16 protein-coding genes and 1 pseudogene are annotated in these 20,035 nt (G+C 74.7%); 8 read left to right on the top strand and 9 right to left on the bottom strand.

The features are described 5' to 3' along the window. Positions 1-156: 156 nt before the first annotated feature. Positions 157-2,103, bottom strand: coding sequence for a Stk1 family PASTA domain-containing Ser/Thr kinase (gene pknB / locus HNR68_RS22275; RefSeq protein ID WP_179723697.1), 1,947 nt, complete (start codon positions 2,101-2,103; stop codon positions 157-159). Positions 2,104-2,332: 229 nt separating this feature from the next. On the opposite strand from pknB, the gene HNR68_RS26990 reads away from it, so the two are divergent. After that, the gene (locus HNR68_RS26990; protein ID WP_343050328.1) at positions 2,333-2,698 is read left to right on the top strand and encodes an Rv2175c family DNA-binding protein; all 366 of its coding nucleotides are present in this window, start codon (positions 2,333-2,335) and stop codon (positions 2,696-2,698) included. Positions 2,699-2,740: 42 nt separating this feature from the next. Here HNR68_RS26990 and crtI read toward each other — a convergent pair whose 3' ends face one another. Then, complete coding sequence (gene crtI / locus HNR68_RS22265) at positions 2,741-4,210, bottom strand: phytoene desaturase family protein (protein WP_179723695.1); 1,470 nt, start codon at positions 4,208-4,210, stop codon at positions 2,741-2,743. Next, a complete protein-coding gene (locus HNR68_RS22260) occupies positions 4,210-5,337 on the bottom strand; it encodes a polyprenyl synthetase family protein (protein ID WP_179723694.1) in 1,128 nt (375 codons plus the stop codon). Before HNR68_RS22260 ends, crtI begins: the two co-directional genes overlap by 1 nt. Positions 5,338-5,445: 108 nt before the next feature. Here HNR68_RS22260 and metF point away from each other — a divergent pair. Next, positions 5,446-6,313, top strand: a pseudogene (gene metF / locus HNR68_RS22255) (methylenetetrahydrofolate reductase [NAD(P)H]). Between the two features lie 9 nt (positions 6,314-6,322). Here the strand turns inward: metF and HNR68_RS22250 are convergent. After that, positions 6,323-7,000 (bottom strand): DUF3153 domain-containing protein, encoded by a 678-nt coding sequence (locus tag HNR68_RS22250; RefSeq protein WP_179723693.1) that lies wholly within the window; start codon positions 6,998-7,000, stop codon positions 6,323-6,325. Positions 7,001-7,097: 97 nt separating this feature from the next. On the opposite strand from HNR68_RS22250, the gene HNR68_RS22245 reads away from it, so the two are divergent. After that, complete coding sequence (locus HNR68_RS22245) at positions 7,098-8,777, top strand: DUF885 domain-containing protein (protein WP_179723692.1); 1,680 nt, start codon at positions 7,098-7,100, stop codon at positions 8,775-8,777. A gap of 42 nt (positions 8,778-8,819) precedes the next feature. Here HNR68_RS22245 and HNR68_RS22240 read toward each other — a convergent pair whose 3' ends face one another. Beyond that, positions 8,820-9,815 carry an SGNH/GDSL hydrolase family protein gene (locus tag HNR68_RS22240; RefSeq protein ID WP_179723691.1) on the bottom strand — a complete coding sequence of 332 codons (996 nt, stop codon included), beginning with the start codon at positions 9,813-9,815 and terminating at the stop codon, positions 8,820-8,822. 108 nt (positions 9,816-9,923) lie between these two features. Beyond that, positions 9,924-10,493 (bottom strand): GNAT family N-acetyltransferase, encoded by a 570-nt coding sequence (locus tag HNR68_RS22235; protein ID WP_179723690.1) that lies wholly within the window; start codon positions 10,491-10,493, stop codon positions 9,924-9,926. A 334-nt stretch (positions 10,494-10,827) separates the two neighbouring features. Between HNR68_RS22235 and HNR68_RS22230 the strand changes: the two genes are divergently transcribed. Genes HNR68_RS22230 through HNR68_RS22220 form a run of 3 tightly spaced genes read left to right on the top strand, consistent with a single transcriptional unit; the run spans position 10,828 to position 12,614 of the window. Further along, complete coding sequence (locus tag HNR68_RS22230; protein ID WP_179723689.1) at positions 10,828-11,274, top strand: SAV_6107 family HEPN domain-containing protein; 447 nt, start codon at positions 10,828-10,830, stop codon at positions 11,272-11,274. Further along, positions 11,271-12,041, top strand: coding sequence for a maleylpyruvate isomerase N-terminal domain-containing protein (locus HNR68_RS22225; protein WP_343050327.1), 771 nt, complete (start codon positions 11,271-11,273; stop codon positions 12,039-12,041). The genes HNR68_RS22230 and HNR68_RS22225 overlap by 4 nt, the downstream gene beginning before the upstream one ends. A 54-nt stretch (positions 12,042-12,095) precedes the next feature. After that, the gene (locus tag HNR68_RS22220; RefSeq protein ID WP_179723688.1) at positions 12,096-12,614 is read left to right on the top strand and encodes a GNAT family N-acetyltransferase; all 519 of its coding nucleotides are present in this window, start codon (positions 12,096-12,098) and stop codon (positions 12,612-12,614) included. A gap of 13 nt (positions 12,615-12,627) precedes the next feature. On the opposite strand, the gene HNR68_RS22215 is transcribed toward HNR68_RS22220, so the two are convergent. Both HNR68_RS22215 and HNR68_RS22210 read right to left on the bottom strand, forming a co-directional pair. Beyond that, the gene (locus HNR68_RS22215; RefSeq protein WP_179723687.1) at positions 12,628-12,834 is read right to left on the bottom strand and encodes a hypothetical protein; all 207 of its coding nucleotides are present in this window, start codon (positions 12,832-12,834) and stop codon (positions 12,628-12,630) included. A gap of 272 nt (positions 12,835-13,106) precedes the next feature. Beyond that, positions 13,107-17,681, bottom strand: a complete 4,575-nt coding sequence (locus HNR68_RS22210; protein WP_179723686.1) for an ATP-dependent helicase — start codon at positions 17,679-17,681, stop codon at positions 13,107-13,109. A gap of 155 nt (positions 17,682-17,836) precedes the next feature. Between HNR68_RS22210 and HNR68_RS22205 the strand changes: the two genes are divergently transcribed. Further along, positions 17,837-19,654 (top strand): Hsp70 family protein, encoded by a 1,818-nt coding sequence (locus HNR68_RS22205; RefSeq protein ID WP_179723685.1) that lies wholly within the window; start codon positions 17,837-17,839, stop codon positions 19,652-19,654. 6 nt (positions 19,655-19,660) lie between these two features. Here the strand turns inward: HNR68_RS22205 and HNR68_RS27290 are convergent, their stop codons facing one another. After that, positions 19,661-19,795: a hypothetical protein gene (locus tag HNR68_RS27290; protein WP_281377720.1), complete on the bottom strand. Its 135-nt coding sequence runs from the start codon at positions 19,793-19,795 to the stop codon at positions 19,661-19,663. A 37-nt stretch (positions 19,796-19,832) separates the two neighbouring features. Here HNR68_RS27290 and HNR68_RS22195 point away from each other — a divergent pair, with 37 nt between their 5' ends. Then, the gene (locus HNR68_RS22195) at positions 19,833-20,027 is read left to right on the top strand and encodes a DUF3046 domain-containing protein (RefSeq protein ID WP_179723683.1); all 195 of its coding nucleotides are present in this window, start codon (positions 19,833-19,835) and stop codon (positions 20,025-20,027) included. The last annotated feature ends 8 nt before the right edge of the window (positions 20,028-20,035 follow it).

Genomic DNA, 20,035 nt, shown 5'->3' with positions numbered 1-20,035 from the left:
GCGCCCAATGTTTCCACAGCGAACCGGCTGCGCGGCTGTGACCAGGCCAGATCCGCCGAGCAGTCCCGGATCAGGTGATCTCCGGCGGGTCAGTCGCCGCAGGTAGGTCCCAACGACCGGAAAACGTTACGCAACCCCGTGGAGATCAACGTCACATCAGAACGCGGTGGCGTGGATCTCACTCCCGGGCCGGACCTTGGACCCGGGCAGCGGGTACTGCCCGAAGACCACCATGTTCTGCCGGTGGAAGATCGCGTTCACGTTGAGCCGCAACCCCAGCGCCGCGGCCTGCTGCTGCGCCTGCTCCACGGTGACCCCGCTGAGGTTGGGCACCGTCACCGCGTTGGACAGCAGCACCCCGACCCGGGGCTTGCCGGCCAGCCGGACCTCGGTGCCGGGTTCCGGATCGGTGCTGATGACGTGGTCGGCCTCCACGTCCGCGCTGAACTCGCGGCCCAGCTCGTAGGGCTCGAAACCGGCGGCGGCCAGCGTGGCGAAGGCCTCGTCGCGGCTCATCCCGCGCACGTCGGGCACCGGGACCGGCGGCGGCCCCTTGCTGACGATGATCGTCACCTCGCTGCTGATGTTCAGCGGCGTGCCCGGTGCCGGGTCGACGCTGATGACGCGGCCCTCCGGCACGGTGGTGTGGTACTGGTCGGCGGACTCGTCGTGCTTGGGCACCAGCTTCGCGTTGCGGATGAGGCTCTCGGCCTCGGCCAGCGGTGTGCCCTCGGCGATCTCGGGCACCTCGGGCTTGCCCAGCGACACCACCAGCTCGACGGTGCTGCCGCTGCGGACCTGCGTGCCCTCCTCGGGGTTGGAGCTGATCACCGTGCCTTCCGGCACGACGTTGTCGTGCTCCCGGGTGACGTTGCCGACCAGGTCGGCGGCGGTGAGCGCCTGCTGCGCGGCCGCCTCCGTCTGGCCCACGACCTTCGGGACCTCGACGAAGGTGCCCGAGCCCAGCCAGAACGCCCCGCCGCCCACGAGCGCGGCGAGCGCCAGGACGACCGCGGTCCAGATCGCGACGGTCCGCCGCCCGCGCTGGCGCGGGCGGGCCGGTGGCGGGGGCGGGACCGGCCCGGCGTCCTGCGCGTAGTCCTCGTCGCCGGTGGCCGGGCGCAGCATCGCCCGGGTCCGCTGCGGCGCGGCCGGCGGCGGTGGGGGCGGTGCGTCCTGGACGGCCGGGATCTGCGCGGTCGGCGGGTCGTCGGTGATGGCGGGGATCTGGGCGGTGCGCTCGGCCGACTCGGGGGCCGGCACCGGGACCAGCGAGATGCCGAGCTCCTCGCGCGCCTTCCGCACCTCGGTGAGGAACGCCTCGGCGCTCTGCGGGCGCTGCGCGGGGTCGCGCCGGGTGGCGCGCACCACCAGCTCGTCGATGGCCGGCGGCAGGTCGGGGACCAGCTCGGACGGCGGCGGCACGTCGTCGTTGACGTGCCGGTAGGCCACCGAGAGCGCGGTGTCGCCGACGTACGGCGGTCGGCCGGTGAGCATCTCGTAGAGCACGATCCCGGCCGCGTAGACGTCGGTGCGCGCGTCGGCGGCACCGGTCGTGACCTGCTCGGGGGAGAGGTAGGCGACGGTGCCGAGGATGACGCTGCCGCTGGTCGTCCCGGCCTCGGCGGCCGCGCGGACCAGCCCGAAGTCGGCGACCTTGACCGAGCCGTCGGAGCCGATCAGCACGTTCTCCGGCTTGACGTCGCGGTGCACCATCTCCGCCCGGTGCGCGGCGTCCAGCGCGGACAGCACCGGCTCGATGACGCTCAGCGCCATCGGCAGCGGCAGCTGTCCGCCGCGGTCCACGATCAGGTCGCGCAGCGTGCAGCCCTCGACCAGCTGCATCACCAGGAAGACGTGGTCGCCGTCGCTGCCGTGGTCCACGCCCTGGTCGTAGACGGCCACGATGTCGGGGTGGTGCAGCTTGGCCGCGGCCCGGGCCTCGCGCTCGAAGCGCTGCACGAACGACCGGTCACCGGAGTACTGCTCGTCCATGACCTTGATGGCCACCGGCCGGTCCAGCCGCGTGTCCAGGCCCCGGTAGACGGTGGACATACCGCCGCGGGCGAGCAGTGCATCGACCCGGTACCGGCGTTCGAGCATGGCTCCGACGAGGCTCGGGCCGCGTCCGCGCCGTGTCTCAGAAGTCATTGTCCGCCAACCGCCGGGTAACCGTTCCACCCCCGATTGTGGCAGGTGCGGCCGACGTGCCGAGGCCAGGTCGAGGGAGGTCCATGATCGTCGTCGCGGGGCGGCGCCGACGGTCCTGCGCACGAGGATCCCGCCGTGCGGGTGCTCGGCGTCCGACCCCGCGGTGTGGCAAAGTATCAGCGTGAGTGCGATCCCAGCTGCCCCGGACGTTCTCGCTCCCGATGTGGAGGTCGTTCCGCTGGAGACCGTCGCCGAGCGGATCGGTCGGTCCGTGACCCGGGTGCACCAGATGATTCGTGATGGACACCTGCTGGCGCTGCGCCGCGGCTCCGTGCTCGGCGTGCCCGCACCGTTCCTCGCCGGGAACGAGGTCGTGAAGGGACTGCCCGGCACGATCACCCTGCTCCGGGACGCCGGCTACCACGACGACGAGATCCTCCGCTGGCTGTTCACCCCGGACGACTCGCTGCCGGGGACCCCGATCGAGGCCCTGCGCGGCGACCGGGGCCGGGAGGTCAAGCGCCGCGCCCAGGCGATGGGCTTCTGACGCGCCCGCGGGCGCGCAGCGGTGCTGCGCACGGCTGCGCGCTCACCGCCTGCCGGTGATGCGCTGCGCCGCGAGCTTGCCGGAGACCAGCACGGGGGGCACGCCGACCCCGGGGGTGGTCCCGGAGCCGGCCAGCACGACGTTGCCCAGCCCGCGGACCAGGTTCCGCGGGCGGAACGGACCGGTCTGCGGGAAGGTGTGCGCGGCGGAGAACGGAGTCCCCGCGGCGTGCCCCTGCGCGGCCCAGTCCGCGGGCGTGACCAGCTCCTGCACCTCGATCGAGCTCTCCAGGCCGGTGAACCCGCGCCGCTCCGCGGTGCGCAGCAGCTCGTCGCGGTAGGCCGGGCCCACCCGCGCCCAGTCGATCGGCCCGGTGGCCAGGTTCGGGCACGGGGCGAGCAGGTAGTGCAGTTCGCGGCCGGCCGGCGCGAGCGTCGGGTCGGTCGCGGTCGGCCGCGTGACCAGCAGCGACGGGTCGCTCATCAGCGCGCCGTCGCGGATGATCTCGGTGAACGTCTGCTCCCAGGCGGCGCCGAAGGAGATCGTGTGGTGCGCCTCGGACCAGCTGCGCGTGGTCCCCGCGTGCAGCACCACGGCCGAGGGGGACCAGCGCAGCCGCCGCCGGGGCCGCCGTCCCAGCAACCGGTGCACCACCGGCAGGTCCGGGGTGAGCACGAAGGCGTCGGCGCGGAGCCGCTCGCCGGTCGCGGTGCGTGCCGCGACGACGCGGTCGCCGCGCCGTTCCAGGTCGGTGACCTCGGTTCCGTAGCGGAACGCGACCCCGGCGTCCGCGGCGGCGTCGGCGAGGGCCCGCGGCACCGCGTGCATGCCGCCGCGCGGGAACCACACGCCGCCGACGGTGTCCATGTAGGAGATCACCGCGTACAGCGCCAGCGCGCGCCGCGGGTCGAGGCCCGCGTAGAGGGCCTGGAAGGAGAACACCCGGCGCAGCCGTTCGTCGCCCAGGAAGCGGCCGACCGCGGCGCCGAGGCGGCCGAAGCCACCCAGCGCGGCCAGCCGGAGCAGCTCCGGTGACAGCAGGTCCAGCGGGGAGTCGAAGTTCGCGTCGATGAACCGGTGCATCTCCGCCCGGTACACCTCGACCAACCAGCGGCGCAGCCGCCGGTACCCGGCCGCCTCCGCGGGCCCGGCGAACCGGCGCACCTCCTGCTCCATCGCCTCGGCGTCGGTGTGCACGTCCAGCACCGAGCCGTCGGCGAAGCGCGCCTGGTACGCCGGGTGCAGCGGGACCAGGTCGAGGCGGTCGGCCAGCGACGCACCGACCGCCTGCAGCGCCTCGTCGACCAGCTCCGGCATGGTCAGCACGGTCGGGCCGGTGTCGATGCGGTAGCCGTCCAGCTGGTGCAGCCCGGCGCGGCCGCCCGGCGCCGGCGCCCGCTCCACCACCGTCACCTGCCGCCCCGCCCCGGCCAGGTGCAGCGCCGCGGCCAGGCCGGCGAGCCCGGCGCCGACGACCAGCACGCGGTCGCTGCGGCCGCTGGTGGTGCGCATCAGCGGGTCCGGTCGGTGACCGCGACGGCCAGCTCGGCGAGCCGCGACGCGGCCGGTTCGGCCAGGTCCGCGCCGTGCAGCGCGTGCAGCGCGGAGGCGGTCAGGTCGGTGATGCGCTCCTCCACCGCCGCGACGGCGCCGAGCCGGGTGAGCACCTCCCGCGCCTGCTCCACGCGCTGCTCGTCGAGGTCCGGGTCGCCGAGGACGCCGTGCAGCAGGTCCAGGGCCTCCTGGTCGCCCTTCTCCCGGGCGGTGGCCGCGGCCTCGGCGATGAGCACCGTCCGCTTGCCCTCGCGCAGGTCGTCGCCCGCGGGCTTGCCGGTCACGCCGGGGTCGCCGAAGACGCCGAGCAGGTCGTCGCGCAGCTGGAAGGCGACGCCGATGTCGGAGCCGAACCGGCGCAGCGCCTCCAGCGCCTCCGGGCTCGCCCCGGCGACCTCCGCGCCCAGCTCCAGCGGGCGCTGCACGGTGTAGGAGGCGGACTTGAGCTGGCAGATCCGCAGCGCGGCCTGCGGCGTCTCGTCGCCGCGGACCTGGCCGAGCACGTCCAGGTACTGCCCGGCGAGCACCTCGGTGCGCATCGCGCGCCACGGCCGCAGCGCCCGGGCCAGCGCGGCCGGCGGGATGCCGGCGCCGTGCAGCATGTCGTCGGCCCAGGACAGCGCGAGGTCGCCGAGCAGCACGGCGGCGGCCATGCCGAACTGCTCGCCGTCACCGGCGAAGCCGGACTCCCGGTGCACCTGCTCGAACCGGCGGTGCACGGTCGGGCCGCCGCGCCGGGTGTCGGACCCGTCGATGAGGTCGTCGTGCACCAGCGCGCAGGCCTGCAGCAGCTCCAGGGCGCTGGCGGCGCGCAGCATCGCCACCGCCTCCCGGCCCTCCGCGCCACCGCCGGCAGCACGCCACCCCCACCAGGCGAACGTGGGGCGGATCCGTTTGCCGCCGCCGAGCACGAAGCCGGCCAGTTCCACCACCGCGGCCTGGAAGGCCGGGTCGAGGTCGTCCGCTTCGGCGCGGCGGGACCGCAAGAATTCGGTCAGCTCCTGCTGGACCTGCTCGGGAAGGTTCGACTCCACGACGGTGTCCTCGTTGGTCGCTTGCGCGGTAACCGAATGTGATGGGGGCATCCCACCATCCTCCGCGATGTTGTTCTGGCTCGCCCGCTCGGGGCCACTGGTTCGCTCCCAGTCACTGAGAAGACTTCGGAGCGTAGCCACGCTCGTATGCTGCGCCGCATGGCACTGGTGGACCGGTTGCGCACCGGGCGGACGACCTTCTCGGTCGAGTTCTTCCCTCCCCGCAACGACGACGAGGAGCGCGTCCTCTGGCGGGCGGTGCGCGACCTGGAGCCCCTGGACCCGGCGTTCGTGTCGGTGACCCTACGGCGCGGGCGGCTCCAGCCGCGACCGCACCGTCCGGACCACCGCGCGCATCGCGCAGGAGACCACGCTGACCCCGGTGGCGCACCTGACCGCCGTCGACCACTCCGTGGCCGAGCTGCGCCACGCCGTCGGCTGGTACGCCGCGTCCGGGGTGCGCAACGTGCTGGCGGTGCGCGGTGACCCGCCCGGCGACCCCACCGGCCCGTGGGTCCGCCACCCGGAGGGGCTGGAGCACGCCGAGGAGCTGGTGCGGCTGGTCCGCGAGCTCGGCGACTTCTGCGTCGGCGTGGCGGCCTTCCCGCACGGGCACCCGCGGTCGACCGACCTGGAGACCGACGCCGACCACCTGGTCCGCAAGGTCCGCGCCGGGGCGGACTTCGCCATCGCCCAGCTGTTCCTGGAGCCGGAGCACTTCCTGCGGCTGCGCGACCGGATGGCCGCGCGCGGCTGCCACGTGCCGCTGCTGCCGGGGGTCATGCCGATCACGACGCCGCGGGTGCTGGCGAAGTTCGGCGAGCTCGCCGGGGTGCCGGTGCCCCGGGCCATCGCCGACCGACTGCTCCCGTTGGTCGACGACCCGGCCGGGTTCCGGCAGGCCGGGGTGGACGTGGTGACCCGGCTCTGCGAGCGGCTGATCGCGGAAGGGGTGCCTGCGCTGCACTTCTACACCCTCAACCGTTCCAAGGCGACGCGCCAGGTGGTGGCCTCGCTCGGGTTGTGACGGCGGGGTTCAGACGTTCGCCTCGACCTCCTGCTCGGCGCGGGTGCGCAGGTGCGTGCGCAGCGCGAGCACGCCCACCAGAGCCGCCGCGACGAGGGTGAGGGCGCCGACCAGCAGCGCCCAGCCGAGCCAGTCCCCGGCCGCGCTCGAGTACTGGTAGGTCGCCGACATCTCGGTGACCGACCCCGGCTCCAGCGTCCAGCTGACGGTGCCCGCCGACTCCTGGCCGTTGGCGTTGGTGATCTCGCCCGGGGCGCTGACCGTGAGCTCCACCGTGGAGGCGGTGTCGGCCAGCGGGGTCAGGTCCACCGACCCGTCGAAGATGACCAGCGAGCCCGCTCGGGACAGCTCCAGCCGGTACCGGGAGTCGGACTGGGTGAGCGCCGCGGCCAGGTGTTCCACCTCGGCGAAGCTCAGGTCGTGGAACGACAGCCGGTGTCCGGCGCGGCCCTCGCCGCGGTACGGGGTGACCTCGACCCGGTCGGCCAGCGCCTCCGGCGGGCGCAGCTCGAACGGCGGCGTGCCGTCGAGCGTCTCGGCGGCCACCAGCACCTCGCCGGACACCAGGTCGTCCCCGGAGACGTTGACCGAAGCGTTGACGCGCAGGCACCCGCTGAGCAGCGCACCGAGCACGGTGAACAGCACCAGCAGCGATGCCGCGCGACGGCGCGGTTTCCCACCCTCCACCTGGGGGATCTTCGCACCTGGCGGCCGATCCTGCCGACCGCGCGTCCCCCCATCGTCGCAGTGCGTGCGGGGACACCGACCGCGATAGCGTGGCGGCATGGGAGTTGACCACGACGGCGTGCACGAGATCAGCGACCGGTTCGTCGACGAGCTGGCCGCGCTCGACCCGATCGCCGCGACGTACCTGGGTGTGCCAGGTGGGGAAGACGAGCTGACCGACTACTCGCCGGACGGGCACCGGGCGCGCGCCGAGCTGGCCCGCCGCAGCCTGGCGGCGGTGCAGGCCGCCGAGCCGCGCGACGACTCGGAGCGCATCGCGCAGGCGGTGTTCACCGAGCGGGTGGGACTGGACCTGGAGCTGCACGAGATCGGTGCGGACATGTCCGCGCTCAACGTGATCGCCTCGCCGGCGCAGGACCTGCGGCAGGTCTTCGACCTGATGCCGACCGACACCCCGGAGCACTGGCGCACCATCGCCCGCCGCATGTCGGTGGTGCCCGAGGCGGTGCTGGGGCTGCGCGCCGGCCTGCTGGCGGCGGCCGCGGACGGCAACGTGGCGGCGGCGCGGCAGGTCACCAAGGTCGCCGAGCAGTGCGACACCTGGGCCGGACGCGGCGGGAAGTCGTTCTTCGCCGCGATGGTGGAGCGCGCCGAGGGCGTCGACGAGCCGCTGCGCCGCGACCTCGACACGGCGGCGGAGTCGGCCGCCGAGGCCTACGCCGGGCTCGCCGACTTCCTGCGCACCGAGCTGCTGCCGAAGGCGCCGGCGAAGGACGCCGTCGGCGAGGAGCGGTACCGGCTGTGGTCGCGGTACTTCACCGGCGCCCGGCTGGACCTGCGCGAGGCCTACGAGTGGGGCTGGGAGGAGTTCGCCGGCATCGAGGCGGAGATGAAGCAGGTCGCGGACCGGATCAAGCCGGGCGCGACGCTGGCCGAGGCCGCCGCGGCGCTCGACGCCGACCCGCGCTACCGGGTGCGCGGCCAGAAGGCGTTCGAGGAGTGGATGCAGCGGTTGTCCGACCAGGCGCTGCAGGACCTGCGCGGGACGCACTTCGACATCCCGGACCCGCTGATGGAGCTCGAGTGCCGGATCGCGCCCCCGGGCGGCGGAGTCGGCGCCTACTACACCGGGCCGACCGAGGACTTCTCCCGGCCGGGCCGGATGTGGTGGTCGGTGCCCGCCGACAAGGAGGACTTCCCGACCTGGCGCGAGGTCTCGACCGTGTACCACGAGGGCGTCCCGGGGCATCACCTCCAGGTGGCGACCGCGGTGCACCAGGCGGAGCGGCTGAACAAGTTCCAGCGGCTGGCCTGCTTCGTGTCCGGGCACGGCGAGGGCTGGGCGCTCTACGCCGAGCGCTTGATGCGCGAGCTGGGCTACCTCGAGGACGACGGCGACCTGCTGGGCATGCTCAACGACCAGCTGTTCCGCGCGGCGCGCGTGGTGGTCGACATCGGCATGCACCTCGAGCTGGAGATCCCGGCGGGCACCGGCTTCCACGAGGGCGAGCGCTGGACCCCGGAGCTGGGCCTGGAGTTCATGCTCAGCCGGACGATCACCGACCCGCAGCACGTCCGCGACGAGATCGACCGCTACCTGGGCTGGCCAGGCCAGGCCCCCTCGTACAAGCTCGGCGAGCGGCTCTGGCGGGCGGCCCGCGACGAGGCGAAGCAGCGCCACGGCGCGGACTTCGACGTCAAGGAGTTCCACACGACGGCCCTGCGCATGGGCGGCATGGGGCTGGACACCCTCCGCGAACAGCTCGCGCGGCTGTAGACGGCACGCCTCCCGCCGGCTCACCCCGGCGGGAGGCGCCCGTCACCAGGTCCGCTGGTGCTCGAGCAGGCGCGCGCGGGCCGCGGGGTCGGTGCGGTCGGCCTGGCGCGCGGTCTCCTCGGCCGCGCGGTCGGCGGCGCGCTCGGCCGCGGCGACGTCCGGCTCCGCGCCGCGCAGCACGTCGGCGATGATGCTGGCCTGCGCGGCCATCGCCGAGGCGAACGGGTGGTAGGGCGCCGCCACCGGGCTCAGGTGCTGGCCGTTGATCCAGGCCGCGTCCCCGGTCGCGCACGCGTCATGTCCCTCGGACGGGCCGTAGGTGTCGACGAAGGTGGCGCCGGTGCGCTGCGCCGCGTCGGCGATCGCGGCGTTGAGCGCCTGCTCGACCTCGTCCGCGTAGCGGTAGTCGCCGTCGGCGATCGGCAGGACGTCCGGGCAGTAGCCCTCCTCCGGCACGATGCGCGGGTAGCCGATGACCAGGACCCGCGCCTGCGGCGAGCGCTCCCGCACGCCCCGGACGACCTCCGCCACGCGGTGCCCGGTGAGCTCGATGCGCCGCATGAGGTCGTCGCCGCCGTCGACGGCGAAGTGCTCCCGGCACGGTGATCCGACCGGGTCGGTGGCCCGCAGGCTGGAGCAGACGTTGATGGCGTCGCTGAAGACGTCGAAGTCGTTCCCGCCGATGCCCAGCGTGACCAGGTCCGTGTCCTCGGTGAGCGCGTCGAACTGCGGCCCGGTGTACCAGTCCTGGGCGCTGGTCATGTCCGTGGTGTCCGCGCCGCCGCAGCTGACGTCGGTGAACTCCGCCGGTTCGAGCTCGCGCGCCAGCAGGGCCGGGTAGTTGTTCGTGGACCGCCCGCACAGCAGCGGGTCCAGCCGCATCCACGGGATGAGCGGCCCCGAGGTGAACGAGTCGCCGAGGGCGACGTAGTGCTGGTACCGGGGTCCGGCCGTGGCCGGGGCGGCCGCCAGGGACACGCCCGCCACCACCGACACCGCGATCGCCCCCGCTCTGCGCAGCAGTCCCACCCGGCCCATCGCCACCTCCACCCGTCGTCACCTGCTGGTGACGCAGTGAAGACGATCACACGGCGCGGGGCAAGATCTTCGTGAAAGTTATTCGCGTTTTTCGCCCGGATGCCGGGCCTAGCGGGGCTCCAGCGGCAGCGGGCGGCCGAGCACCGCGAACGGGCGCGGGTCGCCGGCGAACCGGTAGTTGCGCAGCACGTCGGTGAAGCCGACCCGGCGGTACAGCCGCCAGGCGCGCGTCGGTCCCTCCGGGGTGGACAGCAGGACCTTGGTGCCCGGGGCGCCGGCCAGCAGGCGGCGCAGGATCTCCTCGCCGAGCCCGGCACCCTGGCCGGACGGGTGCACGTGCAGCTCGGTCAGCTCGAAGTAGTCGTCCAGCCAGTCGCCAATCTCGGCCCCGCTGCTCAGCAGGCCGCGGCGGACCTGCTCGTGCCACCACTGACCGGGGGCGCCGAGGTAGCCGTAGCCGATGCCGATGAGCTCGTCCTGGTCGGTGAACGCGCCGACGCAGCGCCACCCCGCGCGCAGCATGTGCGCCGACCACATCGGGGCGCGCTGCTGGACGGTGGAGGGCGGGTATCCCATCGCGGTCACGTAGATCTGCAGGGCTTCGGGCAGGCGGGCCCGGAGCTGGTCGGCGGTCAGCTCGGCGATCCGTTCGCGGCGGGGTGAAGGAGCGGCGGTCACGGCCGAACACTAACCGGTGTGCGGCGCGGCGTCCTTCCTGGCGTGTCCCGCGCGTGGCGAGGCGGTCACCCGGCGTCCGGCGCCTCCCTCCGGGTGATCATCGCCGCTGATCATCCCTCGAACAGGTGAGCTATCGCGCAGTGCTTGAGGTGGGCCGTCGGGGGCGCTAGTCTGGCTGTGTTCGAACGCGAGTTCGACGAACTGAGGTTCGAACAGTGGTCCGGCGGCGGAGTGGGGGAAGCGCTCCGCCGCCGGACCGGCCGCCCCGGACCGGAGGCGGCGGAGGGGAGCCCTGGTGGGCGCGGACGACTTCGTCGTGCAGAGGAGAGCGCCGATGTCTTTTTCCACCGATCTCGCGATACCCGCTCCGCGGAGCGCCGTGGAGGACCAGGGCCCGACCCCTGAGGCGGAGACCCCGGCGGGCTCGCTGTCGCTGCTGCTCCACGCGCGGACCTGCCTGCACGACGCGGAGCAGGCGGACCGCCCGGCCGAGCGGTACGTGGCCGCTCACGTGGCGGCGCTGCGCGCGGCCACGGCCGTGGTGGTGGCCCGCTCCCGGCAGTGCGGGGAGCAGCGACCGGCCAGCGTGTGGCGCTTGGTGACGGACGCCGCGCCGGAACTGCGGGAGTGGGCGGCCTACTTCGCGGCGCGGTCGGACCGGCGCGCGGCCGCCGAGGCCGGGGCGCCGACCATCACCTGGCTCGACGCCGACGCCCTGCTGGCGCGCAGCCGGGAGTTCCTGGACATCGTCGGACGCAGCTTGCTGGGGGTGGCGCGGTGAACGGCACGGGAGTGGGCGTGGACCACGGGCGGATGCTGGACCTGCTCGGCATCGAGGCGCAGCTGCTCATCGCGGCGACGCACGACGCGCACCCGGACCAGCCGGTGTGGAGCGCCTCCGGGCGGACGCTGGGGGAGACCGTGCGGCACCTGGGCGACCTGTGCGAGGACGCGTTGTCCTGGCTGGGGTCCTCCGAGGTGGAGCGGCCGTGGGAGCTGCCGGAGCGTCCCGAGCTGCGCGAGGTGACCAACCGGTTCGCGGTCCGGTTGGCCGCGCTGCTCGCGGAGTTCGGGTCCCGGCCACCGCACGACCCCTGCCCGACCTGGTGGCCGGAGCAGCACGAGGTGCGCTTCTGGGTGCGCCGGATGCTGCACGCCACCACGGTGCACCGGGTGGACGTGCAGACGGCGGCGGGGGTGGAGCGCACCGCGATCGAGACCGACGTGGCCGTCGACGGCGTCGACGAGGTGCTGCGGGTGTGGTTCGCCCACCGGCTGCACGCCCTCGGCATCACCGCGAGCCACGCCTGCTCGGTCGGGGTGCACGTGGCCGGGCGCAACTGGCTGGTGACCGCGGACGAGCGCAGCACCGCCGTGGTCAGTTCGGACGACGTCGCAACCACCACGCCGGACGCGGTGGTCAGCGGAGACCCCGCCGCGGTCTACCTGTGGACGTGGGGTCGGCTGCCGAACCGGGCGGTGGAGATCAGCGGCGACCCGGACGCGGTCGCCCAGCTGTGGGGGCTGCTGCAGCTCGCCACCCGCTGACCGAGTCCGGAAATCCGGTTGCACGGCGAGCTCGGCGGCGTGCAGCGTGGGCGGGTGCTGGTCCGACGTGAAACTCCCGCCGACGTCTCCGCCATCCACGCGGTGCACGCGGCCGCCTTCGCGGATGCCGACCGACCGGACGTGGTCCCGGTGGAGGCCGGGCTCGTCGACGCGCTCCGCGCCGACGACGCCTGGCTGCCGGCGCTGTCGCTGGTCGCCGAGCAGGACGGGAGGGTCGTCGGGCACGTCGTGTGCACCCGCGGCCACATCGCCGACGTCCCGGCGCTGGCGCTGGGACCGCTCGGGGTGCTGCCGGAGCTCCAGCGGCGCGGCGTCGGGTCAGCGCTGGTGCACGCGGTCCTCGGCGCGGCGGACGCGCTCGGCGAACCGGCTGTCGTCCTGCTCGGACACCGGGAGTACTACCCGAGGTTCGGGTTCGAGCCCGCCGTGGAGCACGGGATCACCCCGCAGGTCCCCGAGTGGGCCTCGCACCTGCAGGTCCGCACCCTGAGCTCCTACGACCCGGCGATGCGGGGCGAGTTCACCTACCCGAAGCCCTTCCTGGAGCTGTAGCCGCGGCACCGGGTCAAGGCAGGGAGAGCACGGCCGCGAGCAGCAGGACCCAGATGAGGGTGGTCGCGTAGGCGACGAGGATCCCGAGCAGCGCGGAGCTGACCAGCGAGCCGGCGAAGCGCCATCCGCCCCGCCAGCCGTGCTGCCGCAGCGTGCGGTACAGGTTCAGCCCGCCCGTCGGCACCGCGATGGCCAGCAGCGTGATCAGGAACGAGTCCACCCGGGCATTGTCGGTCGCCGGGTGCCCGGTCTCGCCCGGGAACGGGGAAACCGGGCGCTCACGCGCAGCGTCGCGGAGCAGGTGAGCACACCGACCAGCGCGGCGCTGCTGACGAGACCGGAGACCTGCCACGCGACCTGCCAGCCGTGCCGCCGCAGCAGACGGTGCAGCGTCGAGCCGCCTGCCGCGAGCGCGGTGGCCACCGGCGCGGCCTCGACCACTCCCACGACCGGCCCGCCGGTCCGCGCCCGACCGGCGTTCCCGCGAGCGCCTCAGGCGCGCAGGCGCAGACCCTTCGGGGTGGCGCGGAAACCCGCTTCGGTGAGCACTGCGGCGAGCTTCGACCCCCACGCGCCCTCGCCGTCGGCGCGCTGCACCGCGAGCTGGTCCAGCCAGCCGTCGCGCACCACGCGGACGAGACCGTCCGCGGCTGCCCGCAAGGCCGACTCGTCCTCGGTGAACGACAGCAGCGACTTCCCGCCGCGCTCGACGTAGAACACCGCCTCCCCGGCCACGAGCACCACCAGGGCGCCGGCCTTGCGGCCCGGCCGGTGCCGGGTCTCGCCCATCACGGCGGGCCACTCCAGCGCACCGCCGTAGGGCTGCGCCGGGTCGGCGGCGGCCAGCACCACGGCCTCACCGTCGCCGTTCTCGTCGCGCGACAGCGCGCGCAGGCGGTCGATCGCACCGGGCACCGCGAACTGCGCCGCGCCCAGCCCCTCCACGACGTAGCCGCGACGGCAGCGCCCGGACTCCTCCATCGCCCGGAGCACCTTGTACACGGCGGAGAACCCGCCCGTGACGCGCTCCACGTCCAGGGCCCCGCGGGTGAGCACGCCGTGCCGCTCCAGGAACGCCTCGGCGCGCGCGTGCGCGCGGCGCGTCGGCTCGTCCGCCGGCTGCGGAGCCAGGGACCACCGCCCGGCGACCGTCGGCGGACCGCTGCGGCTCGGCATCGCCCGGCGCCCGGCGCGCAGCCGCGCGTAGCGCCCGCGCGGCGCGCGCCGCCGCGGCTTGTGCGCAGCGCCCCGGCCGGACACCAGGGAGCGCAGCGGGGCGAGCGTGTCGTTGGTGACCGCGCCCGCCCACACCAGGTCCCACAGTGCCGAGATGACCGCGTCGTCGGCGGGCGCCTCCTCGCCCTGCTCCCGCAGCAGCTCCCCGGCCCGGTCGGCCAGCTGCCGGAAGAACAGCGCCCCACCGTCCAACGCGGACACGATCGCCCGGTGCAGCGGGGAGTCGGTGCCGGACTCCTCCGGCAGGTCCGGCAGCAGCAGGTCCGCGACGTCGGTGGGCGCCAACGCGATCCAGCCGTCGCCACCGGGCAGCGCGCCGGACCCGACCCACGTCACCTCCCCGGCCGCGGTCAGCTCGTCGAGCAGCGCGGGCGAGTAGCCGGGCAACCGCGCGGGCAGGACCAGCGACTCCAGACCGCTGGCCGGGACCGGCACCCCGGCCAGCTGCTCGACGACGGAGTACACGTCGTCCACCGTCGGCGCCGTCCGCAGCCGCGCCCCGATGCCGTGCCAGGCGGGCAGGAACCGCCCCAGCGCAGCGGGTTCGACGGGCTCGACCTCCGCGCGCAACCGCGCCAGCGAGGCCCGCCGCAACCGCCGCAGCACCTCGGCGTCGCAGTACTCCAGGGCCCGACCGCCGCCGGCTTCCAGCGGCCGCAGCTCGCCGCGGACCAGCCGTCCGGTCCCGGTCAGCCGGTCCAGCACGCCGTGCACCACCGCGACCCCCAGCCCGAAGCGCTGGGCCGCGGCGTCGGCGGTGAACGGCCCGCGGCTGCGCGCGTACCGGATCAGCAGGTCGCCCAGCGGGTCGGCGACCGGTTCGGTGAAGGCCTCCGGCACCCCGACCGGCAGCGCGACCCCGAGCGCGTCGCGGACCTTGCCCGCGTCCTCGATCGCGATCCAGCGCTCCTGCCCGGCGATGCGCACCCGCAGCACGCGCCGCTGCTCGGCGAGCTCGGCCAGCCACTCGGGACGCACACCCCGCGCCTCGGCCTCCGCTGTGGACAGGTCGCCGAGGAAGCGGAGCAGGTCCGCCGCGGACTCGGCGTCGCGGGCGTGCCGGTCAGGCGCGAGCCGCTGCAGCTGCTGCTCGATCTCCTCGAGCGCCTCGGGGTCGAGCAGCTCGCGCAGCGCCTCCGAGCCGAGCAGCTCGGCCAGCAGCGTCGAGTCCAGGCTCAACGCCGCCGACCGGCGCTCGGCCAGCGGCGCGTCGGTCTCGTACAGGAACATGCCGATGTAGCCGAACAGCAGGCTGCGCGCGAACGGCGACGGCGTCGGGGTCTCCACCTCGACCACCCGCACCTTCCGCGCGGCCACCTGCGACATCAGCTCGGTCAACCCCGGCAGGTCGTAGACGTCCTGCAGGCACTCCCGCATCGCCTCCAGCACGACGGGGAACTGCTCGTACTGCGAGGCCACCGCCAGCAGCTGCGCGGCTCGTTGCCGCTGCTGCCACAGCGGGGTGCGGCGGCGCGGATCGCGGCGCGGCAGCAGCAGCGCCCGCGCCGCGCACTCCCGGAACCGCGCGGCGAACAGCGCCGAGCCGCCGACCTCGTCGGTCACCACCTGCTGGATCTCCTCCGGCGGCAGCAGCACGTCCTCGGCGGTGGGCAGCACCTCCGCACCGGAGTCGTCCAGCGCGTCGGCCAGCCGCAGCACGATCCCGTCGTCGGAGGAGGCGACCTGCGGTTCGATGCCGCGCCGTTCCCGGATCCGGGCCCCGATCGCCAGCGCCCACGGGGCGTTGACCTTCGCCCCGAACGGCGAGTGCACCACCAGCCGCCAGTCGCCGAGCTCGTCGCGGAACCGCTCCACCACGATCGTGCGGTCGTCGGGCACGTGCCGGGTGGCCTGCTGCTGCTCGGCCAGGTAGGACAGCAGGTTGTCCTGCGCCCACTGGTCGAGCCCGGCGGCCGCGACGCGTTCCCGCGCCGACGTGGTGTCCGCGCTGGTCAGCTCACGGACGAACGCGCCGAGCGCGCGCCCCAGCTCCAGCGGCCGGCCCGGTGAGTCGCCCTTCCAGAACGGCATCCGGGCGGGCTGGCCCGGCGCCGGGGTGACCACGACCCGGTCGTGGGTGATGTCCTCCACCCGCCACGCCGAGGTGCCCAGCAGGAAGGTGTCGCCGACCCGCGACTCGTAGACCATCTCCTCGTCGAGCTCGCCGACGCGCACCCCGCCCTTGCCCGCGGCGTCGTCGCCCGGCGTGGTCACCGCGAACAGCCCGCGGTCGGGGATGGTGCCGCCCGAGGTGACGGCCAGCCGCTGCGCGCCCGGCCGTGCGCGGAGCTCGTCGTTGACCCGGTCCCAGACGATGCGCGCCCGCAGCTCGCCGAACTCCTCGCTCGGGTAGCGCCCGGCCAGCATGTCCAGCACCGCGGTCAGCGCCGAGTCGGGCAACCCGGCGAACGGCGCGGCGCGGCGCACCACGGCGGCCAGCTGCGACACCGGCCACGGGTCCATCGCGACCATCGACACCACGTGCTGGGCCAGCACGTCCAGCGGGTTGCGGGGGAAGGCGATCGACTCGATCAGCCCGTCGGCCATCCGCTCCGCGACGACCGCGCACCCGACGAGGTCGCCGCGGAACTTCGGGAACACCACGCCGCGCGACACCGCGCCGACCTGGTGCCCGCCGCGGCCGATGCGCTGCAGCCCGGAGGCCACGCTCGGCGGGGTCTCCACCTGGATGACCAGGTCGACCGCGCCCATGTCGATGCCCAGCTCCAGCGAGGAGGTGGCCACCACGCAGGCCAGCGTGCCGGACTTGAGCTCCTCCTCGACGTCGGCGCGCTGCTCCTTGGACATCGAGCCGTGGTGCGCCTTGGCGACCACCGGCGGTGCTCCGGCGGCGACCCCGGAACCGCCCACCGCCTCGGCGGGGAACGGCCCCTCCGGCAGCGGTTCCTCGGCGGCGAGCTCGTTGATCCCGGCGGTCAGCCGCTCGGCCAACCGCCGGGAGTTGCAGAACACGATGGTCGAGCGGTGCTGCCGGATCAGCTCCAAGATCCTCTCCTGCACCGACGGCCAGATCGAGGTGTGCTGCTCCGCGCCCGCCGCGGGGCCCTCCACCTCGCCGGTCGGCGCGCCCAGCTCGGCCATGTCCGGCACCGGGACCTCGACCCGCACCTCGACCTCCTTCGGGTGCGCGGGCTGGACGGTGCGGACGGGGCGGCCACCGGCCAGGAAGGTGCGCACCTCCTCGACCGGGCGGACCGTGGCGGACAGCCCGATGCGCTGCGCGGGCGCGGCCAGCAGCTCGTCGAGCCGTTCCAGGGAGACCGCCAGGTGCGCCCCGCGCTTGGTGCCCGCCACCGCGTGCACCTCGTCGACGATCACCGTCTCCACCCCGCGCAGCGACTCCCGCGCCGCCGAGGTGAGCAGCAGGAACAGCGACTCCGGGGTGGTCACCAGCACGTCCGGCGGGGTGCGCTGGAACGCGCGCCGCTGGTCGGCGGGGGTGTCACCGGTGCGGAGGCCGACCGTGACGTCCGGTGGGGTCTGGCCGAGCCGCTGCGCGGCCTGCCGGATGCCGGCCAGCGGCCCGCGCAGGTTGCGCTCCACGTCGACGGCCAGCGCCTTCAGCGGGGAGACGTAGAGCACCCGGCAGCGGCGCTGGGCATCGGTGGGCACCCCCTCGACGGCGAGCTTGTCCAGGGCGGACAGGAACGCCGCGAGCGTCTTGCCGGACCCGGTCGGGGCGACGACCAGCGCGTGCTCGCCCGCCGCGATGGCCTCCCACGCCCCGCGCTGCGCCTCGGTGGGCGCGGCGAAGGCGCCGCGGAACCAGTCGCGGGTCGCGGGGGAGAAGAGGTCCAGCACGTCGCGCACCCCTCCATGCTGGACCAGCGGTCCGACACCGCGACTCCGCACGCCGACGTCCCACAGCGGACCGGATCGGCGGCCGGTGGCCGGATCCGCACCTCCGCCCGTCCCGCGCGTGGCAGCATCTGCGCGGGGAAGGTCATCGTCTGGAGGGAGGACGGGTGCGCGTCCTGTCGGTGGATCTCGGTACCTCGAACACGGTGGCGGTGCTGGCCGCGCACGGACGACCGCCGCGCGTGGTCGAGGTGGACGGGTCGGCCACGATGCCGTCCGCGGTGTACGCCACCGACGACGGCGGGCTCATCGTCGGCCGGGACGCCGAGCGCCGCGCCCGGCTGGACCCGTCCCGCTACGAGCCGAACCCGAAGCGCCGCGTCGACGAGGGCACCCTGCTGCTCGGCGACCAGGTCATCACGGTCACCGACGCGCTCGCCGCCGTCCTGCACCGGGTCGCCGAGGAGACCACCCGCCAGCTCGGCGGTGCCCAGCCCGACGAGGTCCGCCTCACCCACCCCGCGCAGTGGGGCACCGTCCGGCGCAACGTGCTGCTGTCGGCGGCGCGGCTGGCCGGGTTCACCGGCAACCTCGTGCTGGTGCCCGAACCGGTCGCGGCCGCCGCGCACTTCGCCTCGTTCCCGGACCGGACGTGGGGCGGCGGCCAGGTGCTGGCCGTCTACGACCTGGGCGCGGGCACCTTCGACTGCGCGCTCGTGGGGACCGGCCCGGGCGGGTTCGTGGTGCTGGCCGAGGACGGCCTGGGCGACCTCGGCGGTCTGGACGTCGACCAAGCGCTGCTGGAGCACGTCGGGCGGCAGGTCTCCCGCGCGGACCCGCAGCGCTGGCAGCGACTGCTGCGGCCGGACACCACCGCCGACCGCCGCGCCCAGCGGGCGCTGCGCGAGGACGTCCGCGCGGCCAAGGAGACGCTGTCCCGGCACCCGCAGACCGAGGTGCCGATGCCCGAGCCCTTCGACGACGTGCTGGTCACCCGCGCGGAGCTGGAGGCCCTGGTGCGTCCCACCATGCTGCGCAGCGTCGAGCTGCTGGCCTCGGTGGTGCGTTCCAACGGCCTGGCGCCCGAGCAGCTCGCCGGGATCTACCTGGTCGGCGGGTCCAGCCGGCTGCCGCTGGTGGCGACCCTGATCGCCGAGCAGCTGCGGGTCGTGCCGACCACGCTCGACCAACCGGAGACCGCGGTGGCGCTCGGCGCGCACCACGTGGTCCGCGACGCCGCGGCGACGGGGACCGAGGACCTCCGCCCGGCACCGCAGGCCGGCTACCGCGAGCCCGACACGGTGCGCACGCGCCCGGTCGTCCCGCCGCCCCAGGTCCCGCCTGCGCAGGTGGCACCGGCGCCGGTGCCACCACCGCCGGTCCCGACGCCCGCGGCACCGGCCCAGCCCAGGCGCAACCTGCTGATCGGCCTGGGCGCTCTGGCGGTGGTGTCGGTGCTCCTCGCCGTGGTGGCGATCGTCGTGCGGTTCTCGGGCTCCCCGGCGCCCAGCGCGGCCGAGTGCTCCCGACCCGGTCCGCGGGACCGCGAGGGGTTCACCGCGTGCCTGCGCGACCTCGCGGGCACCGTCCCGGAGCGGGCGAACTGCGCACCCGGCTGGCAGCGGGTCATGCCGGGGTTGCGGGAGCTCAGCGGCACCGTCGTCTCCTGCTCGTTCGGCAACCCCACCGAGGGCACCCAGGTCGTCTACACGCAGCTGGAGTCGCAGGAGGCGGCGGCGGAGCGGGCCGACTTGCTGCTGTCGTTCAACGGGGTGCGCAGCCACCAGGTCGAGGCCGACTGGACCGGCAACGGGCTGTCCGGCACCTACCGCGCGGTCACCGGGGTGGACTTCGGCACCCTGGTGTTCACCGTCGACGACCGACCGCTGGTCGGCATGGTGCTGCGGCCCGACCCGAACGCGGACCTGCGGCCCGACGACCTGGCCGACGAGTTCGAGCGGGCCGTGCAGCCGGGCCTGGGGTGACGGGGTTCAGCGGCGGTTGCGGTACTGCCACAGCAACCGCACCAGGACCACGACCGTGGCCAGCAGCCCGAGGCCGATCACGACCCTGCCCAGCGGCGTGGACAGGCCCGTCGGGTCGGCCTGCAGCAGCAGGAGGAGCACGCCCCCAGCGTAGTGGCGGCGCGTAGTCTGGAGCGCGATGCGCCACACAGCTTTCCGCCAACGCATGGCCGAGGAGTTCGGCCGGGTCCGCGCCGAGATGCTGGCCCAGGACCACGTCTTCTCGTCGCTCGGCGGGCGCACCGTCGACCAGGCCCTGGAGGCCGGGGTGTCGACCAAGGAGGTCTGGAAGGCGGTCTGCGAGGCCTTCGAGGTCCCGGTCGAGCGCCGCTGAAGGTCACC

Origin of the sequence: Saccharopolyspora hordei (genome assembly GCF_013410345.1) — a bacterium.
Taxonomy (GTDB): Bacteria; Actinomycetota; Actinomycetes; order Mycobacteriales; family Pseudonocardiaceae; genus Saccharopolyspora; species Saccharopolyspora hordei.
This window is presented reverse-complemented; position numbering and strand designations above follow the sequence as displayed.

Bases quoted from the DNA above. Each gene is read 5' to 3' on its own strand.
- pknB (WP_179723697.1), bottom strand. From the start codon at position 2,103: ATGCTCGAACGCCGGTACCGGGTCGATGCACTGCTCGCCCGCGGCGGT.
- crtI (WP_179723695.1), bottom strand. From the start codon at position 4,210: ATGCGCACCACCAGCGGCCGCAGCGACCGCGTGCTGGTCGTCGGCGCC.
- HNR68_RS22260 (WP_179723694.1), bottom strand. From the start codon at position 5,337: ATGCCCCCATCACATTCGGTTACCGCGCAAGCGACCAACGAGGACACC.
- HNR68_RS22245 (WP_179723692.1), top strand. From the start codon at position 7,098: ATGGGAGTTGACCACGACGGCGTGCACGAGATCAGCGACCGGTTCGTC.
- HNR68_RS22240 (WP_179723691.1), bottom strand. From the start codon at position 9,815: ATGGGCCGGGTGGGACTGCTGCGCAGAGCGGGGGCGATCGCGGTGTCG.
- HNR68_RS22230 (WP_179723689.1), top strand. From the start codon at position 10,828: ATGTCTTTTTCCACCGATCTCGCGATACCCGCTCCGCGGAGCGCCGTG.
- HNR68_RS22195 (WP_179723683.1), top strand. From the start codon at position 19,833: ATGCGCCACACAGCTTTCCGCCAACGCATGGCCGAGGAGTTCGGCCGG.